Raw genomic sequence first — 24023 nt, 5'->3', positions numbered from 1 at the left:
CAAAATAGGCAGCGCGATGGCTTTTTGTCAGCATTGGGTTTCTGAGCGAATCTGAGCGCCTTTCGGCAATGGCGATTGCGGGGCGATGCTGGGAGGTTATGGGCGCGCCGACACTGGCCGTGTCGGCACATCTGACAGGTTGCCTCAACGAGCAGCGCACTGCATTGCCGAGTCGACCGCCTCGATGAGTATGTCCGCATGCTCCGTCGTAAACGTCAAAAGCGGTCGAACCTTGAGGACGTTTTCAAGCGGCCCGGCTGCGCTGATCAGCACGCCGTTTTCGCGCATGTGGTTCACAACCCGCCGAGCCTGCTCGGCTGCCGGTCTTTTGTTGCTGCGGTCGGTGACAAGCTCTATACCGATAAAGAGTCCGGCTCCTCTGACATCGCCGATAATCTCGTGCCGCGCCGAAAGCCTGGTCAGCCTCTCCAGCAAGTACTTGCCGATGTCATGCGAGCGCTGCTGCAACTGATCCTGCTGGATGACATCCAATACCGCCTTGCCGGCGGCACACGATACCGGGTTACCTCCGAATGTATTGAAATACCGCATGTTCTTGCCGAAGTGATCAACCACTTCGGATCGCCCGACGATACCGGCAATGGGCTGACCATTACCCATTGGTTTGCCAAGCGTGACGATATCAGGCCGCACATCATGTCGAGTGAAGCCCCACATATTCAGGCCGGTACGAGCAAATCCAGGCTGTACTTCGTCGGCGATGTACAGCATGCCTTCGGCTTGGGCCAATGCAATGCCCTCGGCAAGAAAGCCCTCGGGCCCTGTCAGAACGCCGTCGCTGGAGAAGATGCCATCAAGCATGATTGCGGCCGGTCGGATGCCGTGTTTTTTCATGTCATCGATCGCTGCTCGCACATCTGCGGCGAATATCGAGGCAACATTTTCTGCACCCAGACGGTATGCATCTGGCGCACGTACTGTGCGCACATGCTCGGGCAACACGATGCAAGGTCCAAGCGATGGCGAGAGTTCCGCGATATCCCCCGTCACACCGTGATAGGCAAACTGGGTGATGATGACGCCGGTACCGCCGGTGAACTGTCTGGCGATGCGAAGTGCGAGGTCATTCGCTTCGCTGCCCGTGCAGGTGAACATGACCCGATCCAGATCATCGGAGAAGGTCCCCAGCAGTTGCTCGGCATAATCGAGAATGCCTTCCTGCAGGTAACGGGTATGGGTGTTGAGTTGCAGGGACTGGCGGTACATGGCCTCCACTACCTGCGGGTGGCAGTGACCGATGGAGGCAACGTTATTGTAGGCATCGAGGTATCGACGCCCTTGTTCATCGAAGAGCCAGACACCTTCGCCGCGAACGGTGTGCAGCGGGCGCTCGTAGAACAGACGATAGGCCGGACCTAGCAAGCGCTCTCTGCGCTCAATAAGGCGCCGTTCGGTTTCTGACAGTCGGGTTGCATCTTCTGAAGTAAATCCATTGATCATGCTCATACTTTAATCGTCCGGTCACATGCCAAAGAAATTCGATCTTCAATTTCTGATCGAGAGAGCGCCGACATCGCTTTTATATTCGCCCATGCACGCTGAGAGTTGCGGTGAATGTACGCACGGTTATCTGGGTGCAATTGAGCACGCCACGAATTGATGCAGAGCGCCAACGCCAGACGCGTGCTCAGCAGTTCGGGAAGTAGCGTCAACTCTTCATCGGTCAGTGGATTAAGCTGATGATACGAGGCGATCACATCAAGGGCGGGATCGAGAACATCACCTCGTTGGCCCAGGTGATAAGAAGCAGCGACGGCGATTTCATTAACGAGCGGCGCGTAAACCATGTCGCCGAAATCCAGGATATTTCGCAGGATATCGGGGTTCTCGGCATCGACAATAATGTTGTGCGGGTTCATGTCATTGTGAATAACCTGCTTGCGAAGGCGAGATAGCCTTGGCAACACGAGCGTCTCAAATTGATCGAGACTTCGTTCAACGATGCTTCGCCCTTCCTGGTCCTCGATGTGAACCAGCAGCGGTCGAAGATGCTCGGCATGTTGCATATCCCACAGCAAAGCATGCCCGGCTGCGGGGTGATTGAAGCCTCCCAGCGCCAGATCGAGCCGGGCAAGGGACTGCCCAATCACCTTTCTGAACGCCGTGGTCGTGCTCTCTACCTTGTGAAGCGGGATGCCCTCCACGAAGGACAGGAGACGGGCCAGCATGCGCTGGCCATCCACCTCAACGGCGTTGGCGTACTCGCCGGTTAACGACCGCTGCACCCGCTGAACCGGCAGCTCGGGATCGCACAGCTCAATCCGTCTCATTGCCTGATTATGGAAGTCGACGACGTCGGGATTCTCAAGCGGGTGAGAAAGCTTGAACAGGCGGGAAGAGCCATCGTCGAGCATTACGCGGAAATTCAGGTCGCGCTCGCCGCCCAACTTTTCGAGTCTGCCGCTTAAACCATAATGTCGCTCGAGTAGTTCGCACGCCTGCGCATCGCTTACGTGAGCAGGAGCGATTTCCAGCAAGCTGTCATCAATAGATAAATTCTCAAGCGGCATAACTCACACCCTCATCCGACTCACAATTGGCGCCCCCAAACAAGCAGGCGCCATCAATCACTTATTAACCCAAGCGTTGAAACGCTCTTCCAGGTCTTCACCGTGATCAATCCAGAACTCCGCGTCGGTCGCACGGGCATTCTTCAGATTGTCGGGAGCCGTTGGAAGCTTTTCACCAATCTTCTTGTCCACCAGGTCCATCGCATTTTTGTTGCTGGGACCATAGGGAATCGCTTCGACGAAGTTTTTCTGCTGAACCGGCTGGCTGGCAAAGGCGATGAAGTTCTCTGCCAGTTCCTTTTTCTTGGTGCCTTTGACAATCGCCCAGTGGTCGAGGTCGTAGAGGCTGCCGTTCCATTGCATTGCGAACGACTGGCCTTCGTCCTGTGCAGAGGTAACGCGACCGTTATAGGCCGACGTCATGACCACATCGCCAGCCGCCAGCCACTGCAAGGGCTGGGCTCCGGAATCCCACCATTGAATGTTGGATTTGATCTCATCCAGCTTCTTGAACGCGCGCTTGATACCCTCTTCAGTGCCAAGCACTTTGTACAGATCCTGGTTGGCAACTCCATCGGCAAGCAGGGCGAACTCCATGGTGAATTTAGCGCCGCGCCGCAGGCCACGCTTCCCTGGAATTTTCTTCACATCCCAAAAATCAGCCCAACTCTGCGGGACAGAGGCAACTTTCTTGGGATCGTACGTCAGTACGGTCGACCAGATGAAAATGCCCACGCCACAGTCACTGACTGCCGCCGGTATGAAGTCTTCTTTCTTTCCAATTCGATCCCAGTCCAAAGGCTCGAACAGTCCCTCACTACAGCCGCGAATAAGCTCCGGTGATTCAACCTCAATGACATCCCAAGTGGTTGTGCCGGTGTCGGCCATCACTTTGATTTTTGCCATCTCACCGTTGTAGTCATCCGCCGTGATGCTCACGCCGTTTTTCGCGGTGAAGGGTTGATAGAAGGTTTTTTCCTGGGCTTGGCGATTGTTGCCACCAAACGAAACCACGGTGAGTTTTTCAGCGGCGTTCAACGGTCCTGCGAGTGCTCCAAGCACCAGTACAGCTGCGATTTTTATGTTCATGCGTCTCTCCAGGTGAGCTACGGGGTCGTGGGCAGCATCAAGGGATGGCAGTTTTTTTGTAGTGGCAGCAACAGGTCGAGCAAGACGCTTCCTTATTGATGGAAATACGTCTCCCCCCGGCTATAGGGGTGAGCCATTAAACCATAATAAAAATATGATGCATCATATTTTTAAGCTACGCTTGGCCCTACCAGCCAAAGGGATCGCACCATGACCGACCAACGTACCTTGCTTCTCACCGGCGCAAGCCGCGGTATTGGCCACGCCACCGTGAAGCATTTCAATGCTGCGGGATGGCGGGTGTTCACAGCCTCCAGACAGGACCTGGGCGAAGGTTGTCCCTGGGCGGAGGGTCTGGCAAATCACATTCATCTCGATTTGGCGAGTGTTGAAGACGTCCAGAGAATGCTTCCCGAGATTCGCGAGAAGCTCGGCGGCAGACTGGATGCGCTAGTCAACAATGCGGGGATCTCTCCAAAAAGCGCGAATGGCGAACGCCTTGGCGTTCTAGAGTCCGACTACGCCACCTGGCTGAATGTGTTCAACGTCAACCTGTTCTCGACGGCCCTGCTGGCTCAGGGCCTTTTCGCAGAGTTGAAAGCGGCGAAAGGCTCGGTGATCAATGTCACCTCCATCGCCGGTTCCCGCGTCCACCCTTTCGCAGGCGTCGCGTACGCCTGCTCAAAGGCTGCGCTGTCAGCGCTGACGCGGGAAATGGCCCATGACTTCGGCGCTCACGGCGTCCGGGTGAACGCTATCGCGCCAGGGGAGATTGACACCTCGATCCTGTCTGCCGGCACAGAGCTTATCGTCGAGCGATCCATCCCGATGAAACGGATGGGCAAACCGGAGGAAGTCGCGGCCCTGATTCACTTCCTGTGCACCCATGGCGCCTCTTATGTGAATGGCGCCGAGATACACGTGAATGGTGGGCAACATGTTTGAGTTATCCGATACTCTGTCCGGGAAGGTCTCCCACCCCATTCGGGCACGTGTCGCACACGAGTAAGCAATGAATTACCCCATCGAGAATCTGAAGCACTCCTATCTGGGCAGCGGTATCTATGGCCTGCTGCGAGAGGCTCTGATCACTGGTCGCTTCAAACCCAATGACAGATTGCGCATTCGCGATCTGGCCGAGCAACTGGGCACCAGTGTCACGCCTGTCCGCGACGCGATCCTGCAGCTCGCCAAAGAACAGGCTTTGATTCTCAAGACCCCGAGAGACATACGGGTCCCAATGCTGACCTCCAGGCAATATCTGGAGATTCGAAGCATCCGCCTGTCGCTGGAAGGACTGGCGGCAGAGACTGCGGCGGCACGTGTGACGCCGCAGCAGCTGGAGCAGTTGGAAACCTGTATTCAAAGTAATCTCGCGGCAATCCAGGACAACAATCTGGCCTCAGCGCTCACCCACAATCATGAATTCCACTACGCCCTGACGCAGATCGCTGACATGCCAGTGCTGTCCGGCCTGCTGGATGGTTTGTGGATGCGTACGGGACCGTTGATTGCCAGTGCCTACGGAAGCTTCAACGAGCGTATGGCAATCGATCATCACTGGGATGTGCTTTCGGCGCTGAAGAAAAAGGATGGCGCTGCCGCGCGGGAAGCAATCTGCAGCGACATTCTGGATGGAAGTCAGAAAATGCTGGAGTACGTCCAGCTTGAGCATGACTGACGGATCGGCCCTGCGGGGTCAGCGGGGGACCGGCAGGACTACGAAGCTAGCCTTGAATCGTTAACCTTAGAGTAATAATCAGCATTGCAGCTTGATTGATACACCCGGCCTTGCCACCTAATTTGACTCCACGTAAGCGGACCCGTGGAGCAACACAATGACAATAAGCCCCTCCCCCCCACCGCAATGGTCACGTCGGCGTGCCGAAAAGCAGCGCAGGCTCGATCAGGTACGCCATCTGGCAGACGGCGCGGTGATACCCAGCGAACGAATCGTGGAAGCCCTCGAACTGCTGATTGCCTCTGGCGATCGTGTGGTGCTCGAAGGCAATAACCAGAAGCAGGCGGATTTCCTCTCCCGCTCACTTGCCAAGGCGGACCCCGGCAAGCTGCATGACCTGCACATGATCATGCCCAGCGTAAGCCGCGCCGAGCATCTGGATCTGTTCGAACAGGGCATTGCACGCAAGCTCGACTTCTCTTTCGCAGGGCCACAAAGCCTGCGCATCAGTCAGTTGCTCGAAGACGGACGCCTGGAAGTCGGCGCCATCCACACCTATATCGAGCTCTACTCGCGCCTGCTGGTCGACCTGATTCCCAACGTCGCGTTGGTGGCCGGGTTCATGGCCGACCGTGAGGGCAACATCTATACCGGCCCGAGCACCGAGGACACCCCGGCCCTGGTCGAGCCGACCGCGTTCAGCAATGGCATTGTCATCGTTCAGGTCAATCAACTGGTGGACGATGTCCGTGACTTGCCGCGCGTCGATATCCCGGCATCCTGGGTCGATTTTGTGGTGGTCGCCGACAAGCCCTTCTATATCGAGCCTCTGTTCACCCGCGATCCGCGCCACATCAAACCGGTGCATGTGCTGATGGCGATGATGGCAATTCGCGGGATCTACGAGAAGCACAACGTTCAGTCCCTCAATCACGGTATCGGCTTCAACACTGCCGCCATCGAACTGATCCTGCCGACCTACGGCGAATCCCTCGGCCTGAAGGGCAAGATCTGCCGCAACTGGACGCTCAATCCACACCCGACGCTGATCCCCGCGATCGAGTCCGGCTGGGTCGAAAGCGTGCACTGCTTCGGTACCGAACTGGGCATGGAGGACTACATAGCGCAGCGCCCTGATGTGTTCTTTACCGGTCACGACGGGTCGATGCGCTCCAACCGGATGATGTGCCAACTGGCCGGCCAGTACGCGGTGGATCTGTTCATCGGCGCCACCTTGCAGGTGGACGGCGACGGGCATTCGTCGACGGTTACCCGGGGTCGCCTGGCAGGCTTCGGCGGTGCGCCGAACATGGGCCACGACCCGCGTGGTCGCCGGCATGTCACTCCGGCCTGGCTGGATATGACCGAGCCGGTGACGCTTCTGGAGCGGGGCCGCAAGCTGGTGGTGCAGATGGTCGAGACCTTCCAGGAAGGCGGCAAACCCACCTTCGTCGAGACCCTGGATGCCGTGGACGTGGCCAGAAAAGCCGGCATGCCCCTGGCACCGGTGATGATCTACGGCGACGACGTCACCCACCTGCTCACCGAGGAAGGCATCGCCTACCTGTACAAGGCGCGCTCCCTCGAAGAACGCCAGGCAATGATCGCTGCGGTGGCAGGCATTACCGCTATCGGGCTGCGCCATGATCCAGAGCAGACCCTGCGCATGCGCCGTGAAGGCCTGATCGCCCTGCCGGAAGACCTGGGCATTCAGCGCAACCAGGCCAGCCGCTCGCTGCTGGCGGCGAAGAGCATCGCCGAACTGGTCGACTGGTCCGGGGATCTGTACAAGCCGCCCGCACGCTTCAGGAGCTGGTAAATGAACGCATCGACACTGATTCAAGTCCCGTTGCCACTGGCCCAGTTGCTCGCCGACCTGGCGGTGGACGCCCTGATCGACGAGGCCGACCTGTCGCCCAAACCAGCGCTGGTGGACCGCCGCGGCACGGGCGCGCACAACGACCTGCACCTGGGCCTGATGCACGCCTCGGCCCTGTCATTGTGGCCCTGCTTCAAGGAAATGGCCGAGGCTGCACTGGCCATCGGCGAGGTCGGCCAGCCGCTGCGCGAGGCGCTCGGCCATATTGGCCGCGAGGGTGAGTGCGCGATGCTGGCGACCACCGCTGGGGTCAACACCCACCGTGGCGCGATCTGGGCCCTGGGCCTGCTGGTGGCGTCCTGCGCCTTGAGCGCGTCGGGCGAAGAGGCCGCAGCGGTCGCCGCACGCGCCGGGCGTATCGCCCTGATCGACGACCGTTTTGCACCCAGGCAACAGGACAGCCACGGCCTTCAGGTAAAACACCGCTACGGCGCACGCGGCGCCCGGGAAGAAGCGCAATCGGGCTTCCCTGCCGTGCTCGGCCACGGCCTGCCGCAACTCAGGAACAGCCGCAGCCGCAACGCGGGAGAACAGAACGCGCGCCTCGACGCCTTGCTGGCAATCATGGCCACTCTGGACGATACCTGCGTGCTCTGGCGCGCCGGTCCGCAAGGGCTGCACATCATGCAACAAGGCGCTCGAGCGGTACTGGACGCCGGTGGCAGCGCCAGCCTGGCCGGACGCCGTCGCCTGCGCGAGCTGGATACCCGCCTGCTCGCCCTCAACGCCTCTCCGGGCGGCGCCGCCGACCTGCTGGCGGCCTGCCTGTTCCTTGATAACGTCGGGAGCCTCTGACCATGGAAACCCTGTCTTTTACCTTCCCCGCCGGGCAGCCTGGCGCGGGACGTGCCCTGGTGGGCTGCGTCGGCTCCGGCGATCTTGAAGTGCTGCTGGAACCGGGCGTGCACGGCGTGCTGACGATCAATGTGGTGACGTCGGTCAACGGCAGCGCGCCGCGCTGGGAGCAGTTGTTCCAGCGCCTGTTCACCGGGCAGGTGCTGCCGGCAATGAACATCGATATCCACGACTTCGGCGCGACACCGGGCGTCGTTCGGCTGCGCCTGGAACAAGGCTTCGAGGAGATTTCCCATGACTGACCTGGCCCGCCTGTTGAACCGCCGCAGCTTTGTCGAGCTTGATGCACGCCAGCGTGCACGGGCGTTGCTCGATGCCGGCAGCTTCCGCGAATTGCTCGGTCCGTTCGATCGCCTGATGTCGCCCTGGCTGCCAGGCCAGGGCATCGTGCCCCAGGCCGATGACGGTGTGGTCATTGCCAAGGGCACCCTGGACGGTCAGCCACTGCTGGTGGCGGCCATCGAGGGCGCGTTCCAGGGCGGCAGCATGGGCGAAGTCGGCGGAGCCAAGATCGCCGGCGCCCTGGAGCTGGCCGTCGAAGACAACCGCAACGGCATTCCCACCGCCGCCGTGCTCCTGCTGGAAACCGGCGGGGTGCGCCTGCAGGAAGCCAACCTCGGTCTGGCCGCCATTGCCGAGATCCAGGCAGCGATCGTCGAACTGCGTCAATTCCGGCCGGTCATCGGTCTGATTGCCGGGTCGGTCGGCTGCTTTGGCGGCATGTCCATCGCCGCCGGGTTGTGCAGTCATCTGATTGTCACCCGTGAGGCGCGCCTGGGCCTCAATGGCCCGCAGGTGATCGAGCAGGAAGCCGGCATCGACGAATACGACTCCCGCGACCGGCCCTTTATCTGGAGCCTGACCGGCGGTGAACAGCGGCATGCCTGCGGGCTGGCCGACAGCTATGTCGCAGACGATGTCGAGCAACTGCGCCAAGCCCTCCTCGCCGCCGTCGCGGCGGGCGAACCGGCCCTGCCCCGCAGCCGACGCTACGCCGATTTTTTCGCGCTTCTGAACAAGCTCGGCACCGACTGTGAACAACTGGATGCCGGCCGTGTGCGGACCATTTACCAGGGAGAACTGCAATGAGCCGAGGAACCGAGTGGCTGAACGCATTGGCCTGCGGCCATGAACTGCCGGGCTTTCCCGCCTCGGTGAAAGTCATCGACGGCGAACTGGGCAACCGGCCAGCGCGCTACCTGGCGGTGGTCCCGGCCCCGCACAACCCGTTTCCCCGGGCCCGCCAGGGTGAGGTCGGGCTGCTGGAAGGCTGGGGGCTGGCCAAGGCCATCGATGAGGCCATCGAGGCGGATGCGGGGGGAAGCCCTCGAATACTGGTCGCCATTGTCGATGTGCCGAGCCAGGCCTACGGTCGTCGCGAGGAAGCGCTGGGTATCCACCAGGCACTGGCCGGAGCGGTCGACGCCTATGCCCGTGCCCGGCTCGCGGGCCATCCGCTCATTGCCCTGCTGGTGGGCAAGGCAATGTCAGGGGCATTCCTGGCCCACGGTTATCAGGCCCAGCGACTGATCGCGCTGGACGACGACGGTGTGATGGTCCACGCCATGGGCAAGGCCGCCGCCGCGCGCATCACCCTGCGCAGCATCGAGGAGCTGGAAAGCCTGGCCGCCACGGTGCCGCCCATGGCCTATGACATCGCCAGCTATGCCTCGCTCGGGCTGCTGTGGGACCGGGTCAAGGTCCAGAGCGTCGAGCAGCCCGGTGCGGCGGACATCGCCAAGGTCAACGAATCACTGGCCCGGGCGGTGCTGGATATCGGCACCAGCACAGATCTTCGCAGCCGCCTTGGCGCACCGAACCGGGCGATGTCGTCGCGGGTACGCGAGCAATTGCGGGCCCAATGGTAGTTCGGCGATAGCAGTTTTTTCCGGTGTAGGGAGCGACGGATGAACACGATCTTTGGCGCGCACGATCTGCTCTGGGGCATGCCCCCGGAGCAACTGCCCGACGATGCTCCGGAGTGGGCACGGCAAGTGCTGGCCGCTGGCTTTCCGGTGGTGGTACGGCGGGCCAGCGGTGATGAAGGGTGGATGCCTGTCGGTCTTCGCGGCGATGAGCGCGCCCGGCGTCTGGCGGCATGGATGCCGCGTGAGGCGGTGCGTTGCCGGCGACGCCCCGAGGACCTGCGCCTGAACGGTCCGGCGAATCTCCCAGCGCTGGCTGCCCTGAAGCAGGTGACACCGATCCTCGACGGCACCGGTCTGGACTGGGGCCCCACGGGTGGCGTTGCCTACCAGTTGGCAACCGGTCATACGGTGCTGCATGCCGACAGCGATCTCGACCTGCTGCTGCGCACGCCGACGCCCTTCGACCGCGCAACAGCCAGGTCGCTGAGCCACGCACTCAAGCACCTGGCCTGCCGGATCGACCTGCAACTGGAAACCCCCAACGGTGCCGTGGCGCTGGCCGAGTGGGTGACAGATAGCGCACGTGTCCTGCTCAAGCATCGCGACGGCGCACGCCTGGTCGCTGATCCCTGGCACCTCGCGGAGCAACCGGCATGAGCAGCCTGTTCGCCTTTCCCGGCCAGGGCGCGCAACGACCCGGCATGCTTCAGCACCTGGTCGACGATGCCGCGGGACGGGTCTGCCTGGAAGAAGCCAGCGATGTTCTCGGCGAGCCGCTGCTGCGCCTCGACAGCCGTGAAGCACTGGTCTCCACCCGCGCGGTCCAGTTGTGTCTGCTGGTGGCCGGGGTCGCTGCCGCTCGCCAACTGCTGCAACGCAACCCGCCACCCGGCTACGTGTGCGGACTGTCCATCGGCGCTTATCCGGCGGCAGTGATCGCCGGCGCCCTGGACTATGCCGACGCCGTGCGCCTGGTGGCCTTGCGCGGCGAACTGATGCAGCACGCCTACCCCAGCGGCTACGGCATGACCGCCCTGATCGGGCTGGATCAGGGCCGTGTCGAACAACTCATCGGCAACGCCAGCGAGCCGGTGTTCCTGGCCAATATCAATACCGAGCAGCAGTTCGTGATTGCTGGCAGCGATGCGGCCATGGCGCGGGTCGCCGACCAGGCACTTGCCCTCGGGGCGCGCTGCGCCAAACGCCTGGCCATGAGCGTGCCGTCGCACTGCCGGCTGCTGGATGCCCCGGCTGCGGAACTGGCGCAGGCCTTTGCCTCGGTGCCCCTGCGCCAGCCCGGCATCATCTTTCTCAGCAGCACCTGCGCCAGGCCGCTGCATACCCCGCAGGCCCTGCGCGACGACCTGGCGTTCAACATGTGCCGCCGCGTCGACTGGGCCGGTGCCGTTCGCACGGCCTGGGAGCGCGGGGTGCGTCTGCTGGTGGAAATGCCACCCGGCGGCGTGCTCGCCGGCCTGGCCAGGCCTGTCTTCAACTCCGGGACGGTGGTCACCTGCCAGGACACCCGCGCCGATACCCTGGATGCGCTGCTGCGCAGGGAGGTGAGCTCAACCCGATAACTGCCGTGCCGTTCGAAGAACAACAACAAGCAACTTCGACTCAACGCGAGGACAACAACAATGATCATTTACGGAGTGGCCCTGCTGGCCATATGCACACTTGCCGGTGTCATCATCGGTGACTTTCTCGGCACCCTGCTGGGCGTCAAATCGAATGTCGGTGGTGTCGGGATCGCCATGATCCTGCTGATCTGTGCCCGTTTGTACATGCATCGCAACGGTGGCATGAGCAAGGAATGCGAACTGGGCGTCGGCTTCTGGGGCGCGATGTACATTCCCATCGTGGTCGCCATGGCCGCCCAGCAGAACGTCGTCACCGCCCTGCATGGCGGCCCGGTGGCACTGCTGGCCGCCGTCGGCGCAGTGCTGCTGTGTGGCGCGACCATCGCCCTGATCAGTCGCACCCACCGCGGGGAACCGCTGGAAAAGGAGTGCGTCGAAACTGACGCCACCGTCGTCCCGGCAGGAGGCCGCTGACATGCCCGATCTCATCGTCAATGCACTGGAACACAACAGCCTGATCACCGCGTTCGCCATTGTCGGCGGGGTGATGTGGATCTCGGTTCTGCTGTCACGCTACCTGACCCTGGGCCGGGTCCACGGCTCGGCCATCGCCATCGTCATCGGCCTGGTGCTGGCCTGGGTCGGCGGCAACCTCACCGGCGGCCAGAAAGGCCTGGCCGACCTGGCCCTGTTTTCCGGGATCGGCTTGATGGGTGGCGCCATGCTGCGTGACTTCGCCATCGTTGCCACAGCCTTCGAGGTGCAGGCTACCGAAGCACGCAAGGCCGGGATGATCGGTGTGGTCGCCCTGCTCCTCGGCACCGTCCTGCCCTTTATCGTCGGCGCCGCAGTTGCCTGGAGCTTCGGCTACCGCGATGCGGTGAGCATGACCACCATCGGAGCCGGTGCAGTGACCTACATCGTCGGGCCGGTGACCGGTGCAGCGTTGGGTGCCAGTTCGGATGTGATGGCGCTGTCCATCGCCACCGGCCTGATCAAGGCGATCCTGGTGATGGTCTTCACCCCGGTCTCGGCGCGCCTGCTGGCCCTCGACAACCCACGCTCGGCGATGGTCTTCGGTGGCCTGGCCGGCACCGTCAGCGGGGTAACCGCGGGGCTGGCGGCGACGGACCGGCGCCTGGTGCCCTACGGCGCCCTGACCGCCACCTTCCATACCGGCCTGGGTTGCCTGATGGGTCCGTCAATCCTGTATTTCTGCGTGCGCGCCCTGGTCGGCTGACACACGCCTTCGCAGTTCCCGACGCCCCGGCCACGCACCGGGGCGTCGTCGCGTCAGCCTTCGCTGCGGCGGCTGTACATGCGGCATTCGGCGACCAGCGCCAGCAGGTTCGGGTCGCGCTCCCGGCTCTTCAGAAACACCGCGCCGATATGCTGCTGCAGGCGATAGCGCGGCTGCAGCGGAATCAGCTTGACGCGGTTCTCATAGACCGCCGAAATCCGCCCCGGCAGCAAGGCGTAGCCAACCCCTGAACTGACCATGCTGAGCAAGGTGAAGATATCGTTCACCTGCATGGCCACGTTGGGCTTGAACCCGGCCTGCTCGAACACCCGCACACCGTCGCGGTGGGTGGCAAAACCCTGGGTCAGCGTGATGAAGGTCGAGCCGGCGAGATCGGCCAGGTCCACTTCCTCTTTCAGGGCAAAGGGCGAATCGGTGGGCACGGCCAGGAAGATGTCATCGGAGAACAGCGGCAACTGCTCGCACGCCGGGTCGCTGGTGCTTTCATCCAGCGAAACCAGAATGGCGTCCAGTTCAAAGTTCTTCAGGCGGTACAACAGATCGACGTTGGAGCCCAGGGTCAGATCAATGTTCAGCTCGCTGCGCCTGAGCTTCAGGCCCATGACCAGTTGCGGCACGGTCTTCACCGTCAGCGAATACAACGCGCCGAGCTTGAAGCGCTCGGACGAGAACCCCGCGGCCTCGCGGGTCAGGCGCACCATCTCGCTGGCGTCCTGGATCAGCTTGCGGGCCTTTTCCTCCAGCACATAGGCACTTTCCAGCGGCGTCAGCTTGCGCCCTTCATGCTTGAACAGCGGGCAACGCAGGGCGTTCTCCAGCGAATGGATAGCCCGATGCACGCTGACACTGCTGGTCTCCAGCTCGCTGGCGGCGCGGGCGAGATTGCCGCTGTGCATGAACGCGAGGAAGATTTCCAGCTTCTTCAGGGTCAGTTCTTCATCGATTTGCATGCTCGGGTCCAGGCGCGAAGGGGCTCGCAGGGAGAATATAGGAATGCCCGGGAAGGGCACCATCGACCACTGCCAGAATCGGGACAGATGCAGTCGCCACACACCCTTCCTCAAGTTATGACTACAGCTCATAACCTGCTGAAAAACAGTAATAGCGGAAATGCCAGATCTTGCTGCCACCTGCAGAAACGTACAGGGACAGCCCATCGGCGTCGGTGAGGGCGTAAGCGGTGCCGGTGACCCGGGCATGCCGGACGGCCATTTCAGAAAGTGGCATAACAAGCTCCTGAACTGGGTCAGGAACCAGATGCTTGTCATATTGCCCAAGCAACTCCAGCGTCAATCCGCTTCAGCATCCCACCGGATCAGGCACCGAATTCGTGTACTTAATCGTGTACTTAAAATGCGCGGATACTGGTGGTTTTCAGCGGTTTCGGCAGAAACGAAAAAAGGACCCGAAGGTCCTTTTTTCTTGGCTACAGCACTCTATTGAATCCTGTAGCGCCATGTTTGGAGCGGGAAACGAGACTCGAACTCGCGACCCCGACCTTGGCAAGGTCGTGCTCTACCAACTGAGCTATTCCCGCGTCGTCTTGATGGTGGCCATTTTATAGTTTTGAAATATTTCGTCAACCCCTTGATTCAAAAAAGTTTTATTTTTTTTCTGAACCTTCCCGCAGGTGCGGCCAGGCGGCCCGCAGGTACTGCACCATCGACCAGAGGGTCAGGCCCGCGGCGATAATCAACAAGGCATAACCCAGAACCACCCAGGTGCTGAGCGTCGCCGGGTTGGCCAGCAAGATGACCAGCGCCAGCATCTGCGCCGCGGTCTTCCATTTGCCCAGGTTCGACACCGCCACATGCGCCCTCGCCCCGATCTCGGCCATCCACTCGCGCAATGCGGAAACGACGATCTCGCGACCGATGATCACCGCCGCCGGCAAGGTCAGCCACAAGTTGGCGTGAACCTGCACCAACAGCACCAGCGCCACCGCGACCATCAGCTTATCGGCCACCGGGTCGAGGAAGGCCCCGAACGGCGTGCTCTGCTCCAGGCGCCTCGCCAGGTAGCCGTCGAGCCAGTCAGTGGCGGCGGCAATGGCGAATACGCTACTGGCGGCTACGTAGCTCCAGTGATACGGCACGTAGAACAGCAGAATGAAGATCGGGATGAGCAGGACACGAAGAACGGTAAGCAGATTCGGAATATTCATCGGGACAACTGGCTGCGAGGTGAGCGGGCATTCTACTCGCTATGCAGGCTGTCATAAATCGACTCGGCGAGCTTTTTGCTGATTCCCGGTGCCTTGGCGATTTCTTCCGCGCTGGCGCGGGATAATTCCTGCAAGCCACCGAAGTGTTTGAGCAGGTCGCGACGGCGTTTTGGCCCGACGCCCGCCACATCTTCCAGACTCGAGGTACGCCGCGCCTTGCCACGCCGGGCACGGTGGCCGGTGATGGCGAAGCGGTGGGCTTCATCGCGAATCTGCTGGATCAGGTGCAGCGCCGGCGAGTCGCCGCGCAGGGTGAATTCGTGCTGGACGTCGTTGAGGTACAGCGTCTCGAAGCCGGCCTTGCGGGTCACGCCCTTGGCCACGCCGAGCAGGGTCAGGTCCGGCACGGCCAGCGCCTGCATGACATCGCGGGCCATGTTCAACTGGCCCTTGCCGCCGTCCACCAGCAAGACGTCCGGCAGTTTGCCTTCGCCATCCTTGATCCGACCGAAGCGCCGGGTCAGGGCCTGTTGCATGGCGGCGTAGTCGTCGCCGGCAGTCACGCCTTCGATGTTGTAGCGACGGTAGTCAGACTTCAGCGGTCCTTCCGGGCCGAACACCACGCAGGACGCCACGGTGGCTTCGCCGCTGGAGTGGCTGATGTCGTAGCACTCCAGGCGCTGCGGCACTTCCGGCAAGCCCAGCACTTCGGCCAGCGCCTCGAAGCGCGACGCCATATGTTGACGGTTGGCCAGGCGCGCACCCAATGCCTGTTCGGCGTTGGTCACGGCCAGTTGCTGCCAGCGGGCGCGGGTTCCGCGAACCCGGTGGCTGATGGCCAGCTCGCGACCGCGCAGGGTTTCCAGCGCCGAGCGCAAGGCGTCGAAGTCCTCGTGCACCACGTTGACGATCAATTCCGCCGGCAGCTCGCGCTCGGCGTTACCCAGGTAGTACTGGGCGAGGAAGGCCGACATGACTTCGGCCACCTCCTCCTCGATGCCCACCTGGGGAAAGAAATTCTTGCTGCCCAGCACTCGCCCGCCACGCACGCTGATCAGGTGGACACAGGCGCCGCCCGGGTTGACGAAGGCCGCCACCACGTCCACATCGCCACTGCCACCCTCCATGCTTTGCTGGTCCTGGACGCGGCGCAGCAGGGCGATCTGGTCGCGCAGCTCGGCGGCCTTTTCGAAGGCCAGGCTCATCGCGGCCTTTTCCATGTCGGCATTGAGTTCGTTGGTCAGTTGGTGGCTTCGCCCCTCGAGGAACATCACCGAGTGACGTATGTCCTCGGCATACTCTTCTGGCTCGACAAAACCGACGCAAGGCGCCTTGCAACGCTTGATCTGGTACTGCAGGCAAGGCCGGGTGCGGTTGGCGTAGTAGCTGTCCTCGCACTGACGAACATGAAACGCTTTCTGCAGCAGGCTCAGGCTTTCGCGGATCGCCCCAGCGCTGGGATAAGGTCCGAAGTACCTGCCCTTCTGTTTCTTGGCGCCACGGTGAATGCCCAGCCGTGGGAAAGCGCCGTCAGACAGAAAGACATAGGGATAGGACTTATCGTCGCGCAGCAGGATGTTGTAGGGCGGGCGCCATTCCTTGATGAGGTTCTGCTCAAGCAGCAGGGCCTCGGTTTCGCTGGCGACGATGGTGGTCTCGACCTGAGCGATATGACCAACCAACGCCGCCGTCTTCGGCGCCAGGCCGGTCTTGCGGAAGTAGCTGGCCAGGCGCTTCTTGAGGTTCTTGGCCTTGCCGACATAAAGCAGGCGGCCGTCCGCGTCGAACATCCGGTAGACACCCGGACGGCCGCTGCAGGTCGCTAGAAAAGCACTTGGATCAAACGCGGGGGTCATGTTCAGAGGTTGGCGTCAACCATGCCGTGGCGGACGGCCAGCAAGGTGAGTTCCACATCGCTGGTGACCGAAAGTTTCTCGAAGATCCGGTAACGGTACGTGTTCACGGTTTTCGGCGACAAGCACAGCTTGTCGGAAATGATCTGGACCTTCTGACAACCAACGATCATCAGTGCGATCTGGATCTCCCGTTCCGACAGGCTGTCGAACGGCGAGGCGTTCTTGGGCTCGAAGGATTTGAGCGCCAGTTGCTGGGCGATCTGCGGACTGATGTAGCGCTGGCCGGCGAAAACCAGACGAATGGCCTGGACCATTTCGTCGAGACCGGCGCCCTTGGTCAGATAGCCAGCGGCACCGGCCTGCAACAGGCGCGTGGGAAACGGATCTTCCTCGCAGACGGTCACTGCAACCACCTTGATGTCAGGGTGGCTGCGCAACAGTTTGCGGGTCGCTTCAAGGCCGCCGATACCGGGCATTTTCACGTCCATCAGGACCACATCGGGCTTGAGCTCGCGGGTGACCTTCAGCGCCGTTTCACCGGAATCGGCCTCGCCCACTACCTGCAGACCGTCGATGTCGGCCAGCATGCGGGTAATACCGGTACGAACCAGATCGTGATCATCGACCACCAGAACCCTAATCAAGCAGACACCTCGCCTTACGGTCTGAATTGGATCCCGCCACCTTATCAAAAAATTGCGTGGTGGACCTAACAGAATGCGTCACAAATATGACGTCAAATTACATAAATTCGACTACGAAAACGCCACTTGTCTGATCAGGCAGATACCACTTTGCCTACAGGCTTTGGAATTGTTCCTGCCAGACTCTCAAGCAAATGTCTTACAGCCTGCTGATCTGCGGGCTGTAGCCGCCGGTAGCAGTCCAACAGGTGATTCTCGCCGGGACGCAGATTGTCCAGCACTGCCGGGGTCGGCACCCCGCTCAGTACATAGAGGGCATCGACGCCGTTGGCCGCCACTGCGGCCAGGTAATCAGCCCGCGGCGTACGTTCGCCGCTTTCATACTTGCCTTGAGCGTTGGGCTCCACGCCACCGATGTCACCGAAAGCTCGCTGGGTGAGACCCAACCGCTCGCGCTCTGCCCTGAGACGTAATCCTATTCCCTTCATTTGAATACATATTCCTTTGCAATACACCCACTAAAGGGTAGAAAACCCGGCACATCCGCTGCGCCGTCAACAATCTTGAACTATGCACGGGATGCGATTTGCAGCACAAGACGCCCTGCCCCTTTCGATGCGGGTCAATGCGACGTTAGTTGCATACGCACGAAACATTCGTCCTCGCCCTGCTCTACAAAGCCTTCGCGCAGATAGAGGTGGCGGGCCGGATTGCTCTTGAACACGGTCAAGCGCAGACACTGCAACCGCCGCTGCGCAGCCCAGGCGTCAAGTTCCCGCAACACCCAAGCGCCAATACCTTGGCCCCGGGCCGACTCGACTATATGCAATTCGCGGATATACAGCGCCTTGCCGTCCTGGCTCAGGCTGCAAAAACCCACCAGCACCTCGCCGTCCATCACCCGCCATTGCTCACGCCAGTTCCAGGCCTGGTCGAATGCCTCATCCAGCCACAGCAGGTCGTACTGGCAGTAGTAGCGCAGCATCCCGCGCCGGGTCAGGTCACGGGCGAAAGGCAGGTGTTCCGCGCTGGCGGGAGTGAGGTGAAGATTCACGGGGCGTCCTTCTGGTTGCCGCTGAGCTTAGCGATTGCCCATGGGGTTTCGTTGATCCCCGTCAGGGTGGCTGCTGAAGGCAATTGTATGCTGGCTTTGTGCCAGGCATGAGCCTGAAATTCCACCCCGGACCCTCTCATGACGACCCAGACCAGCGCTATCCCCCCCGTGGACGCGCACGTTGCATCCCCTCTCAAGACGCGTTCGAGCCGTACCCCTACCGTCCTGTTCTTCAGCCTGTTGATCGGCGCCCTGCTCTACACCGCCTGGAGCCTGTTTCGCGACATCGATGCCAGCGGCACGGTGATCACCACCTGGACCCCGTTCCTGCTGCTCGGCCTGGCGCTGTTGATCGCCCTGGGCTTCGAGTTCGTCAACGGCTTTCACGACACCGCCAACGCCGTCGCCACGGTGATCTATACCCACTCGCTGCCGGCGCGCTTCGCGGTGGTCTGGTCGGGCTGCTGGAATTTCCTCGGCGTGCTGTTTTCCAGCGGCGCCGTGGCGTTCGGCATCATTGCCCTGCTGCCGGTTGAGCTGATCCTACAGGTCGGCTCCTCGGCCGGCTTTGCCATGGTTTTCGCCCTGCTGCTGGCGGCGATCATCTGGAACCTGAGCACCTGGTGGCTGGGTTTGCCGGCGTCTTCGTCCCACACCCTGATCGGATCGATCATCGGCGTCGGCGTGGCGAATGCGCTGATGCACGGTCGCGACGGCACCAGTGGCGTCGACTGGACCCAAGCCAGCAAGGTCGGCTATTCGCTGCTGTTTTCGCCGCTGATCGGTTTCGCCTGCGCCGCGCTGTTGTTGCTGGCCTTGCGCAAGCTGGTCAAGCACAAGGCGCTGTACCAGGCGCCAGTGGGTAACACGCCACCGCCGTGGTGGATTCGCGGCCTGCTGATCGTCACCTGCACCGGGGTGTCCTTCGCCCACGGTTCGAATGACGGGCAGAAAGGCATGGGCCTGATCATGCTGATCCTGGTCGGCACCCTGCCGATGGCCTACGCGCTGAACCGCACCATGCCGGCGGAACAATCGCAGCAGTTCGTGGCGATGGCCGAGACCACCCGCGCGGCGCTGGCCAGCCATGCCACGCAGGCGGCACCGGCCGATGCGCGACAGACCCTGACCACGTTCATCCGCAGCCCCGCCCCCAGCCCGGAACTGATTCCCGCATTGGCCGAACTGGCCGGCACTATCGGCAGCCAGGTCGGCAGCTATGGCTCGCTGGCCGGTATTCCGGCCGAAGCCATGGGCAACGTGCGCAACGACATGTACCTGACCAGCGAGGCGATCCGCCTGATGGACAAGCACAAGCTGCTGGATGTCGATCCCGACACCCGGCGCACCGTGCACCTGTTCCAGAAGCAAGTGGACGACGCCACCCGCTTCATTCCGCTGTGGGTCAAAGTGGCCGTGGCCATTGCCCTCGGGCTGGGCACCATGGTCGGCTGGAAACGGATCGTGGTGACGGTGGGCGAGAAGATCGGCAAGACCCATCTGACCTACGCCCAGGGTGCCTCCGCCGAGTTGGTGGCGATGTGCACCATTGGCGCGGCGGACCATTTCGGCCTGCCGGTGTCGACCACCCACGTGTTGTCGTCGGGGGTCGCCGGCTGCATGGTGGCCAACGGTTCGGGCCTGCAGGGCCGGACCATCCTCAACCTGGCGATGGCCTGGGTGCTGACCCTGCCGATCTCGATCCTGCTGTCGGGCAGCCTGTACTGGCTGCTGACCCGCCTGATCTGATCAGATCTGCGCCGCGTCGCTGCGGCGCAGTTCGCCGATTTTCTCCAGGCGGGCCCGGACGATATTGCGGCTGATGTTCAGCAGCCGCCCGGTCTGCAACTGGTTGCCGTGGCAGAACCGGTAGGCGGTGCGGAACACGGTTTCTTCGATGTGCTCGTAGAGGTCCGGGATGTTCTGCTCGAACAGCGCGGTCAGCGCTGCTTCCAGATCCGGCGGCGCGGCCGGCAGGCGCAGCGGCAGTGCGTTTTCCTCGACCCGCACACCCATCGGACGCATGTCCACCAGGTGCAGGTCGCCGGGTTGCACCACTTGCTGACGGCAAACCAGCAAGGCGTGGTGAATAGCGTTTTCCAGCTCGCGGATGTTGCCCGGCCAACTGTGCGCCAGCAGCTTGCGTTCGCTTTCCGGGCTGAGGCTGGCGCGGCTGTAGCCGAGGCGCTGGCAGTGTTCTTCGACGAAGAACTCGGCCAGCGGCAGGATATCGCCGGGCCGCTCGCGCAGTGGCGGCAGGCGGATGGTCGCGACGTGCAGGCGGTAGAACAGGTCTTCACGGAAATTCCCCGCCACCACGGCGTCGGCCAGGTTGACGTTGGTCGCCGCCACCAGCCGCACGTTGATCGGCACCGGCGTGCGCGAGCCGAGGCGCACCACTTCGCGCTCCTGCAGCACCCGCAGCAACTTGACCTGCATGTTCAGCGGCAGATCGCCGATCTCATCGAGGAACAAAGTGCCGCCGTTGGCCGCCTCGAACCAGCCGGCCTTGGCGTTGGTGGCGCCGGTGAAGGCGCCCTTCTCGTGGCCGAACAGTTCGCTCTCCACCAGGCTTTCGGCGAAGGCCCCGCAGTTGACCGCGACGAACGGCTCGCGACCGCGTCGGCTCAATTGATGAATATGGCGCGCCACCAGCTCCTTGCCGGTACCGGTCTCGCCGATGATCAGCGTGTTGGCTTCGCTGGGCGCCAGGCGCTCGATGCGGCTGAGCAGTTCCTGGGACCGAGGGTCCTTGAACACCAGTACGGTGGCGCGAACGGATTTGGTCAGTTCGCGAGCGTTGGGATGGGTAAGCAGCGACATAAAGGCATTCCTGGCATGGGTGGCGCGCCTTCATAGTGCACGAAACAAATTAGAACAAATAATTATTAATTTGCATTTGAATATTCCAAAAACAGCTAACACATCAAACTGCTGCCCCAGCAGCAACCGGGCAACACCCGTTGCTCAACGGCCAGCACGCCAGGCAACAGTGGCGCTTCCGTATTTCTTCTGAAAGCCCCGCAATCCGTGGCTTACAGGCTATTTCCAGACAATTGGCATGGGTTTCGCTCTAAGGCTGGGGACTGCCTTTTCTTCAAGGACCCTTCATGAAACTCCCGCACAAGCTGGCCTTCGGGCTGAGTCTGCTGACCCTCTCCCTCAGCGCCTTCGCCGCCGACACCTACGCACCAAAACCCGACCCGCAGCAAGGCGATGGCCGTGTCTCGGCGTTCTACACCTGGGAAAAGGCCATTCCGGCGACACCGGGCAAGCTGCTGCGCAGCGAGCCACTGGAAAACACCCTCGCCCTGCCCGGCTCGGCGAAGCAACTGCGCATTCTTTACAGCTCCACCGACGGCATCGACGGCAAGACCCCGGTCGCGGTGTCCGGCGCGCTGTTCATTCCCCAGGGCAAGGCGCCGGAAGGCGGCTGGCCGGTGGTCACCTGGGGCCACGGCACCGTTGGCGTGGCGGATATCTGCGCGCCGTCCTGGGCCGGGCGTTCCTACCGTGACGTGCAGTACCTGGCGCGCTGGCTGAGCGAGGGCTACGCCATCGTCGCCACCGACTATCAGGGCCTCGGCGTACCCGGCGGCCATCCGCTACTGAATAACCGCATGGCCGCCTACGGCATCCTCGACGCAGCGCGGGCGGTGATCGGCGGCGTGCCGGGGCTGGCCAACAAGGTGCTGGTGCTCGGCCAGTCCCAGGGTGGCGCCGGCGCCTTCGCCTCGGCCGCCTACGCGCCGACCTACGCCCCGGACCTGGGCCTGAAAGGCAGCGTCGGCACCGGCGTGATCTACACCGTCGGCGAGAAGAACGTCGGCGAGCAGGACCCGAACAAGGTCGACGCCGCCCTCGCCTACGGCTTCTACACCCTGCTCGCGGCGCAGCAGTACAACCCGGACATCAACCCGCGTGACTTCTACACCGACAAGGCCCTGCCGCTGTTCGAACAGGCGCGCACCAGTTGCCTGTCGTCGCTGGTCTCGGACGTCATCGGCACCGGCCTGACTCCGGCCAACAGCCGCAAGGTCAACGACGGCGCACAACTGAAAGCCTGGCAGGCGCAGGTCAGCTACCCGACGCTGAAACTGGCGCAGCCGATCTTCATCGGCACCGGTGCCGAGGACAAGACGCCCGCCGCCTCCACCCAGGTGGCGCTGATGCAGGACGCCTGCAAGGCCGGTTCGGTGGTCGAGGGCCATCTGTACAAGGGCCTGGGCCACAGCGAGACGGTGAACGCCTCGCTCAAGGACTCGCTGCCGTTCGCCCGCAAGGTGTTCAGCGGCCAGCCTGTCGCGCCCGTCTGCAACCCCACCGTGCAATAAGGACTTCGCCATGAGTATCGAATTCTTCACCCGCCTGCCCCTTCACGGCGAAACCCAGTTCCTCCCCGGCGACCCGCGCAACCGCGGCGACTGGCATGCCGGCGGCGACAGCACCGGCGCGGTGTCCGGTTTCAGTGTCGGCGACCACTTCACCTACATCGATTACCTCGGGCAGATCGCCAGGGCCGCCGAGATCAACAACTTCGGCGGCGTGCTGATGGTCAACGCGCCCTACGGCGAAGAGCCGTGGACGGTGTGCTCGCTGCTGGCCCGGGAAACCCGCACGTTGAGTTACGTCGCGGCGTTCCAGCCGTACCACTACACGCCGTGGGTGGCCGCGCAACAGGCCGCGACCTACCAGCGCGCCACCGGCAACCGGCTGATCTGGAACATCATCAACGGCGGTTCCGACACCGTGCAGCGCCAGGTCGGCGATTTCAGCGACCACGACGAACGCTACGCGCGGGCCACCGAGTTCATGGATGTGGTCAAGGGCTACTGGCATTCGGAAAACTTCCACTATGACGGCCACTTCTACAAAGCCCAGGGCGGCGGCCTGCGCGGCCCGCAGAAAAAAGCCGAGTTGCCGCTGATCTGCACCGCCGGCTCATCGAACGCCGGCCGCGAGTTCGCCGCCAAGCACGCGGATTTCTACCTGATGCGCGCCGAGCATCCGGACGAGATTCGCAAGCTGATCGCCGATATCCGCGCGCGGGCCTTGAAGTACGGGCGCAGTGATATCCGCTTCGGTTTGTCCATCGATGTCATTACCCGCGAGACCGAAGAACTGGCGCATGTCGAAGCCAAGCGCTTCTTCGATGAGGGCGTGGCCAAGAACACCATCAAGGCCGCGGCGGCGCATGCCGGGCTGCGTAGCGCGCGCAAGCTGAGTTATGAAGAGGAATACGGCAGCCGCGAGGAAAGCCGTCAGTTCGATGACTTCTTCATCTATCCCAATGTCTGGGCGGGGTTCGGCTACATCGGCATTCCGCCGGGGCTGGCGCTGGTGGGCAGCTACGAAAACGTGGTGGCGCGGATTCGCGAGTACAACGAACTGGGGATCGATGTGTTCTTCCTGGCGGGGTATCCGCATCTGGAAGAGGCGTATCGGTTGGGGGAACACATTCTTCCGCACTTCCGCGGGGAGCGGGAAAAACTGCGGCGGGTGGCGGTGCCTGAGTTGAAGGTGGCTGGCTGAGAAATCTGTCTGACTTGTCCGGCCTC

25 protein-coding genes and 1 tRNA gene are annotated in these 24023 nt (G+C 62.2%); 14 read left to right on the top strand and 12 right to left on the bottom strand.

Annotated features, from left to right (window positions below; translation table 11 throughout):
- Positions 1-144 precede the first annotated feature (144 nt).
- The 3 genes from NTD88_RS20850 to NTD88_RS20840 are packed head-to-tail and all read right to left on the bottom strand — an operon-like array spanning position 145 to position 3620.
- A complete protein-coding gene (locus tag NTD88_RS20850; protein WP_095156612.1) occupies positions 145-1467 on the bottom strand; it encodes an aspartate aminotransferase family protein in 1323 nt (440 codons plus the stop codon).
- Complete coding sequence (locus tag NTD88_RS20845; RefSeq protein WP_262154615.1) at positions 1464-2531, bottom strand: phosphotransferase; 1068 nt, start codon at positions 2529-2531, stop codon at positions 1464-1466. The genes NTD88_RS20850 and NTD88_RS20845 overlap by 4 nt, the downstream gene beginning before the upstream one ends.
- Before the next feature lie 57 nt (positions 2532-2588).
- The gene (locus NTD88_RS20840; protein WP_262154614.1) at positions 2589-3620 is read right to left on the bottom strand and encodes a polyamine ABC transporter substrate-binding protein; all 1032 of its coding nucleotides are present in this window, start codon (positions 3618-3620) and stop codon (positions 2589-2591) included.
- Between the two features lie 210 nt (positions 3621-3830).
- On the opposite strand from NTD88_RS20840, the gene NTD88_RS20835 reads away from it, so the two are divergent.
- From NTD88_RS20835 to madM, 11 genes are all read left to right on the top strand, one after another.
- Positions 3831-4565, top strand: a complete 735-nt coding sequence (locus tag NTD88_RS20835) for an SDR family NAD(P)-dependent oxidoreductase (RefSeq protein WP_262154613.1) — start codon at positions 3831-3833, stop codon at positions 4563-4565.
- Between the two features lie 67 nt (positions 4566-4632).
- Positions 4633-5301: a GntR family transcriptional regulator gene (locus NTD88_RS20830; protein WP_262154612.1), complete on the top strand. Its 669-nt coding sequence runs from the start codon at positions 4633-4635 to the stop codon at positions 5299-5301.
- Positions 5302-5458: 157 nt separating this feature from the next.
- Positions 5459-7120 (top strand): malonate decarboxylase subunit alpha, encoded by a 1662-nt coding sequence (gene mdcA, locus NTD88_RS20825; RefSeq protein WP_095156607.1) that lies wholly within the window; start codon positions 5459-5461, stop codon positions 7118-7120.
- Positions 7121-7975, top strand: a complete 855-nt coding sequence (locus NTD88_RS20820) for a triphosphoribosyl-dephospho-CoA synthase (protein WP_262154611.1) — start codon at positions 7121-7123, stop codon at positions 7973-7975.
- Between the two features lie 2 nt (positions 7976-7977).
- A complete protein-coding gene (locus NTD88_RS20815) occupies positions 7978-8277 on the top strand; it encodes a malonate decarboxylase subunit delta (RefSeq protein WP_095156605.1) in 300 nt (99 codons plus the stop codon).
- Entirely contained in the window at positions 8270-9124 is an 855-nt protein-coding gene (locus NTD88_RS20810) for a biotin-independent malonate decarboxylase subunit beta (RefSeq protein ID WP_095156604.1), read from the top strand. Before NTD88_RS20815 ends, NTD88_RS20810 begins: the two co-directional genes overlap by 8 nt.
- A complete protein-coding gene (gene mdcE, locus NTD88_RS20805; RefSeq protein ID WP_095156603.1) occupies positions 9121-9903 on the top strand; it encodes a biotin-independent malonate decarboxylase subunit gamma in 783 nt (260 codons plus the stop codon). The genes NTD88_RS20810 and mdcE overlap by 4 nt, the downstream gene beginning before the upstream one ends.
- 39 nt (positions 9904-9942) lie before the next feature.
- Positions 9943-10560 (top strand): malonate decarboxylase holo-ACP synthase, encoded by a 618-nt coding sequence (locus NTD88_RS20800; RefSeq protein WP_095156602.1) that lies wholly within the window; start codon positions 9943-9945, stop codon positions 10558-10560.
- Complete coding sequence (gene mdcH, locus NTD88_RS20795) at positions 10557-11483, top strand: malonate decarboxylase subunit epsilon (RefSeq protein ID WP_262154610.1); 927 nt, start codon at positions 10557-10559, stop codon at positions 11481-11483. The genes NTD88_RS20800 and mdcH overlap by 4 nt, the downstream gene beginning before the upstream one ends.
- Positions 11484-11543: 60 nt before the next feature.
- Positions 11544-11960, top strand: a complete 417-nt coding sequence (madL, locus tag NTD88_RS20790; protein ID WP_262154609.1) for a malonate transporter subunit MadL — start codon at positions 11544-11546, stop codon at positions 11958-11960.
- 1 nt (position 11961) lies between these two features.
- Complete coding sequence (gene madM / locus NTD88_RS20785; protein WP_095156599.1) at positions 11962-12726, top strand: malonate transporter subunit MadM; 765 nt, start codon at positions 11962-11964, stop codon at positions 12724-12726.
- 53 nt (positions 12727-12779) lie between these two features.
- Here the strand turns inward: madM and NTD88_RS20780 are convergent, their stop codons facing one another.
- From NTD88_RS20780 to NTD88_RS20745, 8 genes are all read right to left on the bottom strand, one after another.
- Positions 12780-13697 (bottom strand): LysR substrate-binding domain-containing protein, encoded by a 918-nt coding sequence (locus NTD88_RS20780; RefSeq protein WP_095156598.1) that lies wholly within the window; start codon positions 13695-13697, stop codon positions 12780-12782.
- Between the two features lie 121 nt (positions 13698-13818).
- Complete coding sequence (locus tag NTD88_RS20775; RefSeq protein ID WP_410017302.1) at positions 13819-13974, bottom strand: Arm DNA-binding domain-containing protein; 156 nt, start codon at positions 13972-13974, stop codon at positions 13819-13821.
- Positions 13975-14208: 234 nt separating this feature from the next.
- Positions 14209-14284 (bottom strand) — tRNA-Gly (locus tag NTD88_RS20770).
- Between the two features lie 66 nt (positions 14285-14350).
- Positions 14351-14911 (bottom strand): CDP-diacylglycerol--glycerol-3-phosphate 3-phosphatidyltransferase, encoded by a 561-nt coding sequence (gene pgsA / locus NTD88_RS20765; RefSeq protein WP_095159783.1) that lies wholly within the window; start codon positions 14909-14911, stop codon positions 14351-14353.
- Positions 14912-14943: 32 nt separating this feature from the next.
- Positions 14944-16767 (bottom strand): excinuclease ABC subunit UvrC, encoded by a 1824-nt coding sequence (uvrC, locus tag NTD88_RS20760; RefSeq protein ID WP_262154608.1) that lies wholly within the window; start codon positions 16765-16767, stop codon positions 14944-14946.
- Between the two features lie 2 nt (positions 16768-16769).
- Positions 16770-17411, bottom strand: coding sequence for a UvrY/SirA/GacA family response regulator transcription factor (gene uvrY / locus NTD88_RS20755; RefSeq protein WP_095159785.1), 642 nt, complete (start codon positions 17409-17411; stop codon positions 16770-16772).
- A 134-nt stretch (positions 17412-17545) separates the two neighbouring features.
- Positions 17546-17899 carry a helix-turn-helix domain-containing protein gene (locus NTD88_RS20750; protein WP_095159786.1) on the bottom strand — a complete coding sequence of 118 codons (354 nt, stop codon included), beginning with the start codon at positions 17897-17899 and terminating at the stop codon, positions 17546-17548.
- Positions 17900-18033: 134 nt separating this feature from the next.
- Positions 18034-18465 carry a GNAT family N-acetyltransferase gene (locus tag NTD88_RS20745; RefSeq protein WP_262154607.1) on the bottom strand — a complete coding sequence of 144 codons (432 nt, stop codon included), beginning with the start codon at positions 18463-18465 and terminating at the stop codon, positions 18034-18036.
- Between the two features lie 138 nt (positions 18466-18603).
- Between NTD88_RS20745 and NTD88_RS20740 the strand changes: the two genes are divergently transcribed.
- Entirely contained in the window at positions 18604-20214 is a 1611-nt protein-coding gene (locus NTD88_RS20740) for an inorganic phosphate transporter (protein WP_262154606.1), read from the top strand.
- Here NTD88_RS20740 and NTD88_RS20735 read toward each other — a convergent pair whose 3' ends face one another.
- Positions 20215-21288 carry a sigma-54 interaction domain-containing protein gene (locus tag NTD88_RS20735; protein WP_262154605.1) on the bottom strand — a complete coding sequence of 358 codons (1074 nt, stop codon included), beginning with the start codon at positions 21286-21288 and terminating at the stop codon, positions 20215-20217.
- Positions 21289-21575: 287 nt separating this feature from the next.
- On the opposite strand from NTD88_RS20735, the gene NTD88_RS20730 reads away from it, so the two are divergent.
- Together NTD88_RS20730 and NTD88_RS20725 are read left to right on the top strand one after the other, a co-directional pair.
- Positions 21576-22799, top strand: a complete 1224-nt coding sequence (locus tag NTD88_RS20730) for a lipase family protein (protein ID WP_095159789.1) — start codon at positions 21576-21578, stop codon at positions 22797-22799.
- Between the two features lie 10 nt (positions 22800-22809).
- Positions 22810-23997: an LLM class flavin-dependent oxidoreductase gene (locus NTD88_RS20725; RefSeq protein ID WP_262154604.1), complete on the top strand. Its 1188-nt coding sequence runs from the start codon at positions 22810-22812 to the stop codon at positions 23995-23997.
- Positions 23998-24023: the final 26 nt, after the last annotated feature.

This window comes from Pseudomonas sp. 20P_3.2_Bac5 (assembly GCF_025466035.1).
In the GTDB taxonomy this organism is placed as follows: domain Bacteria; phylum Pseudomonadota; class Gammaproteobacteria; order Pseudomonadales; family Pseudomonadaceae; genus Aquipseudomonas.
This window is presented reverse-complemented; position numbering and strand designations above follow the sequence as displayed.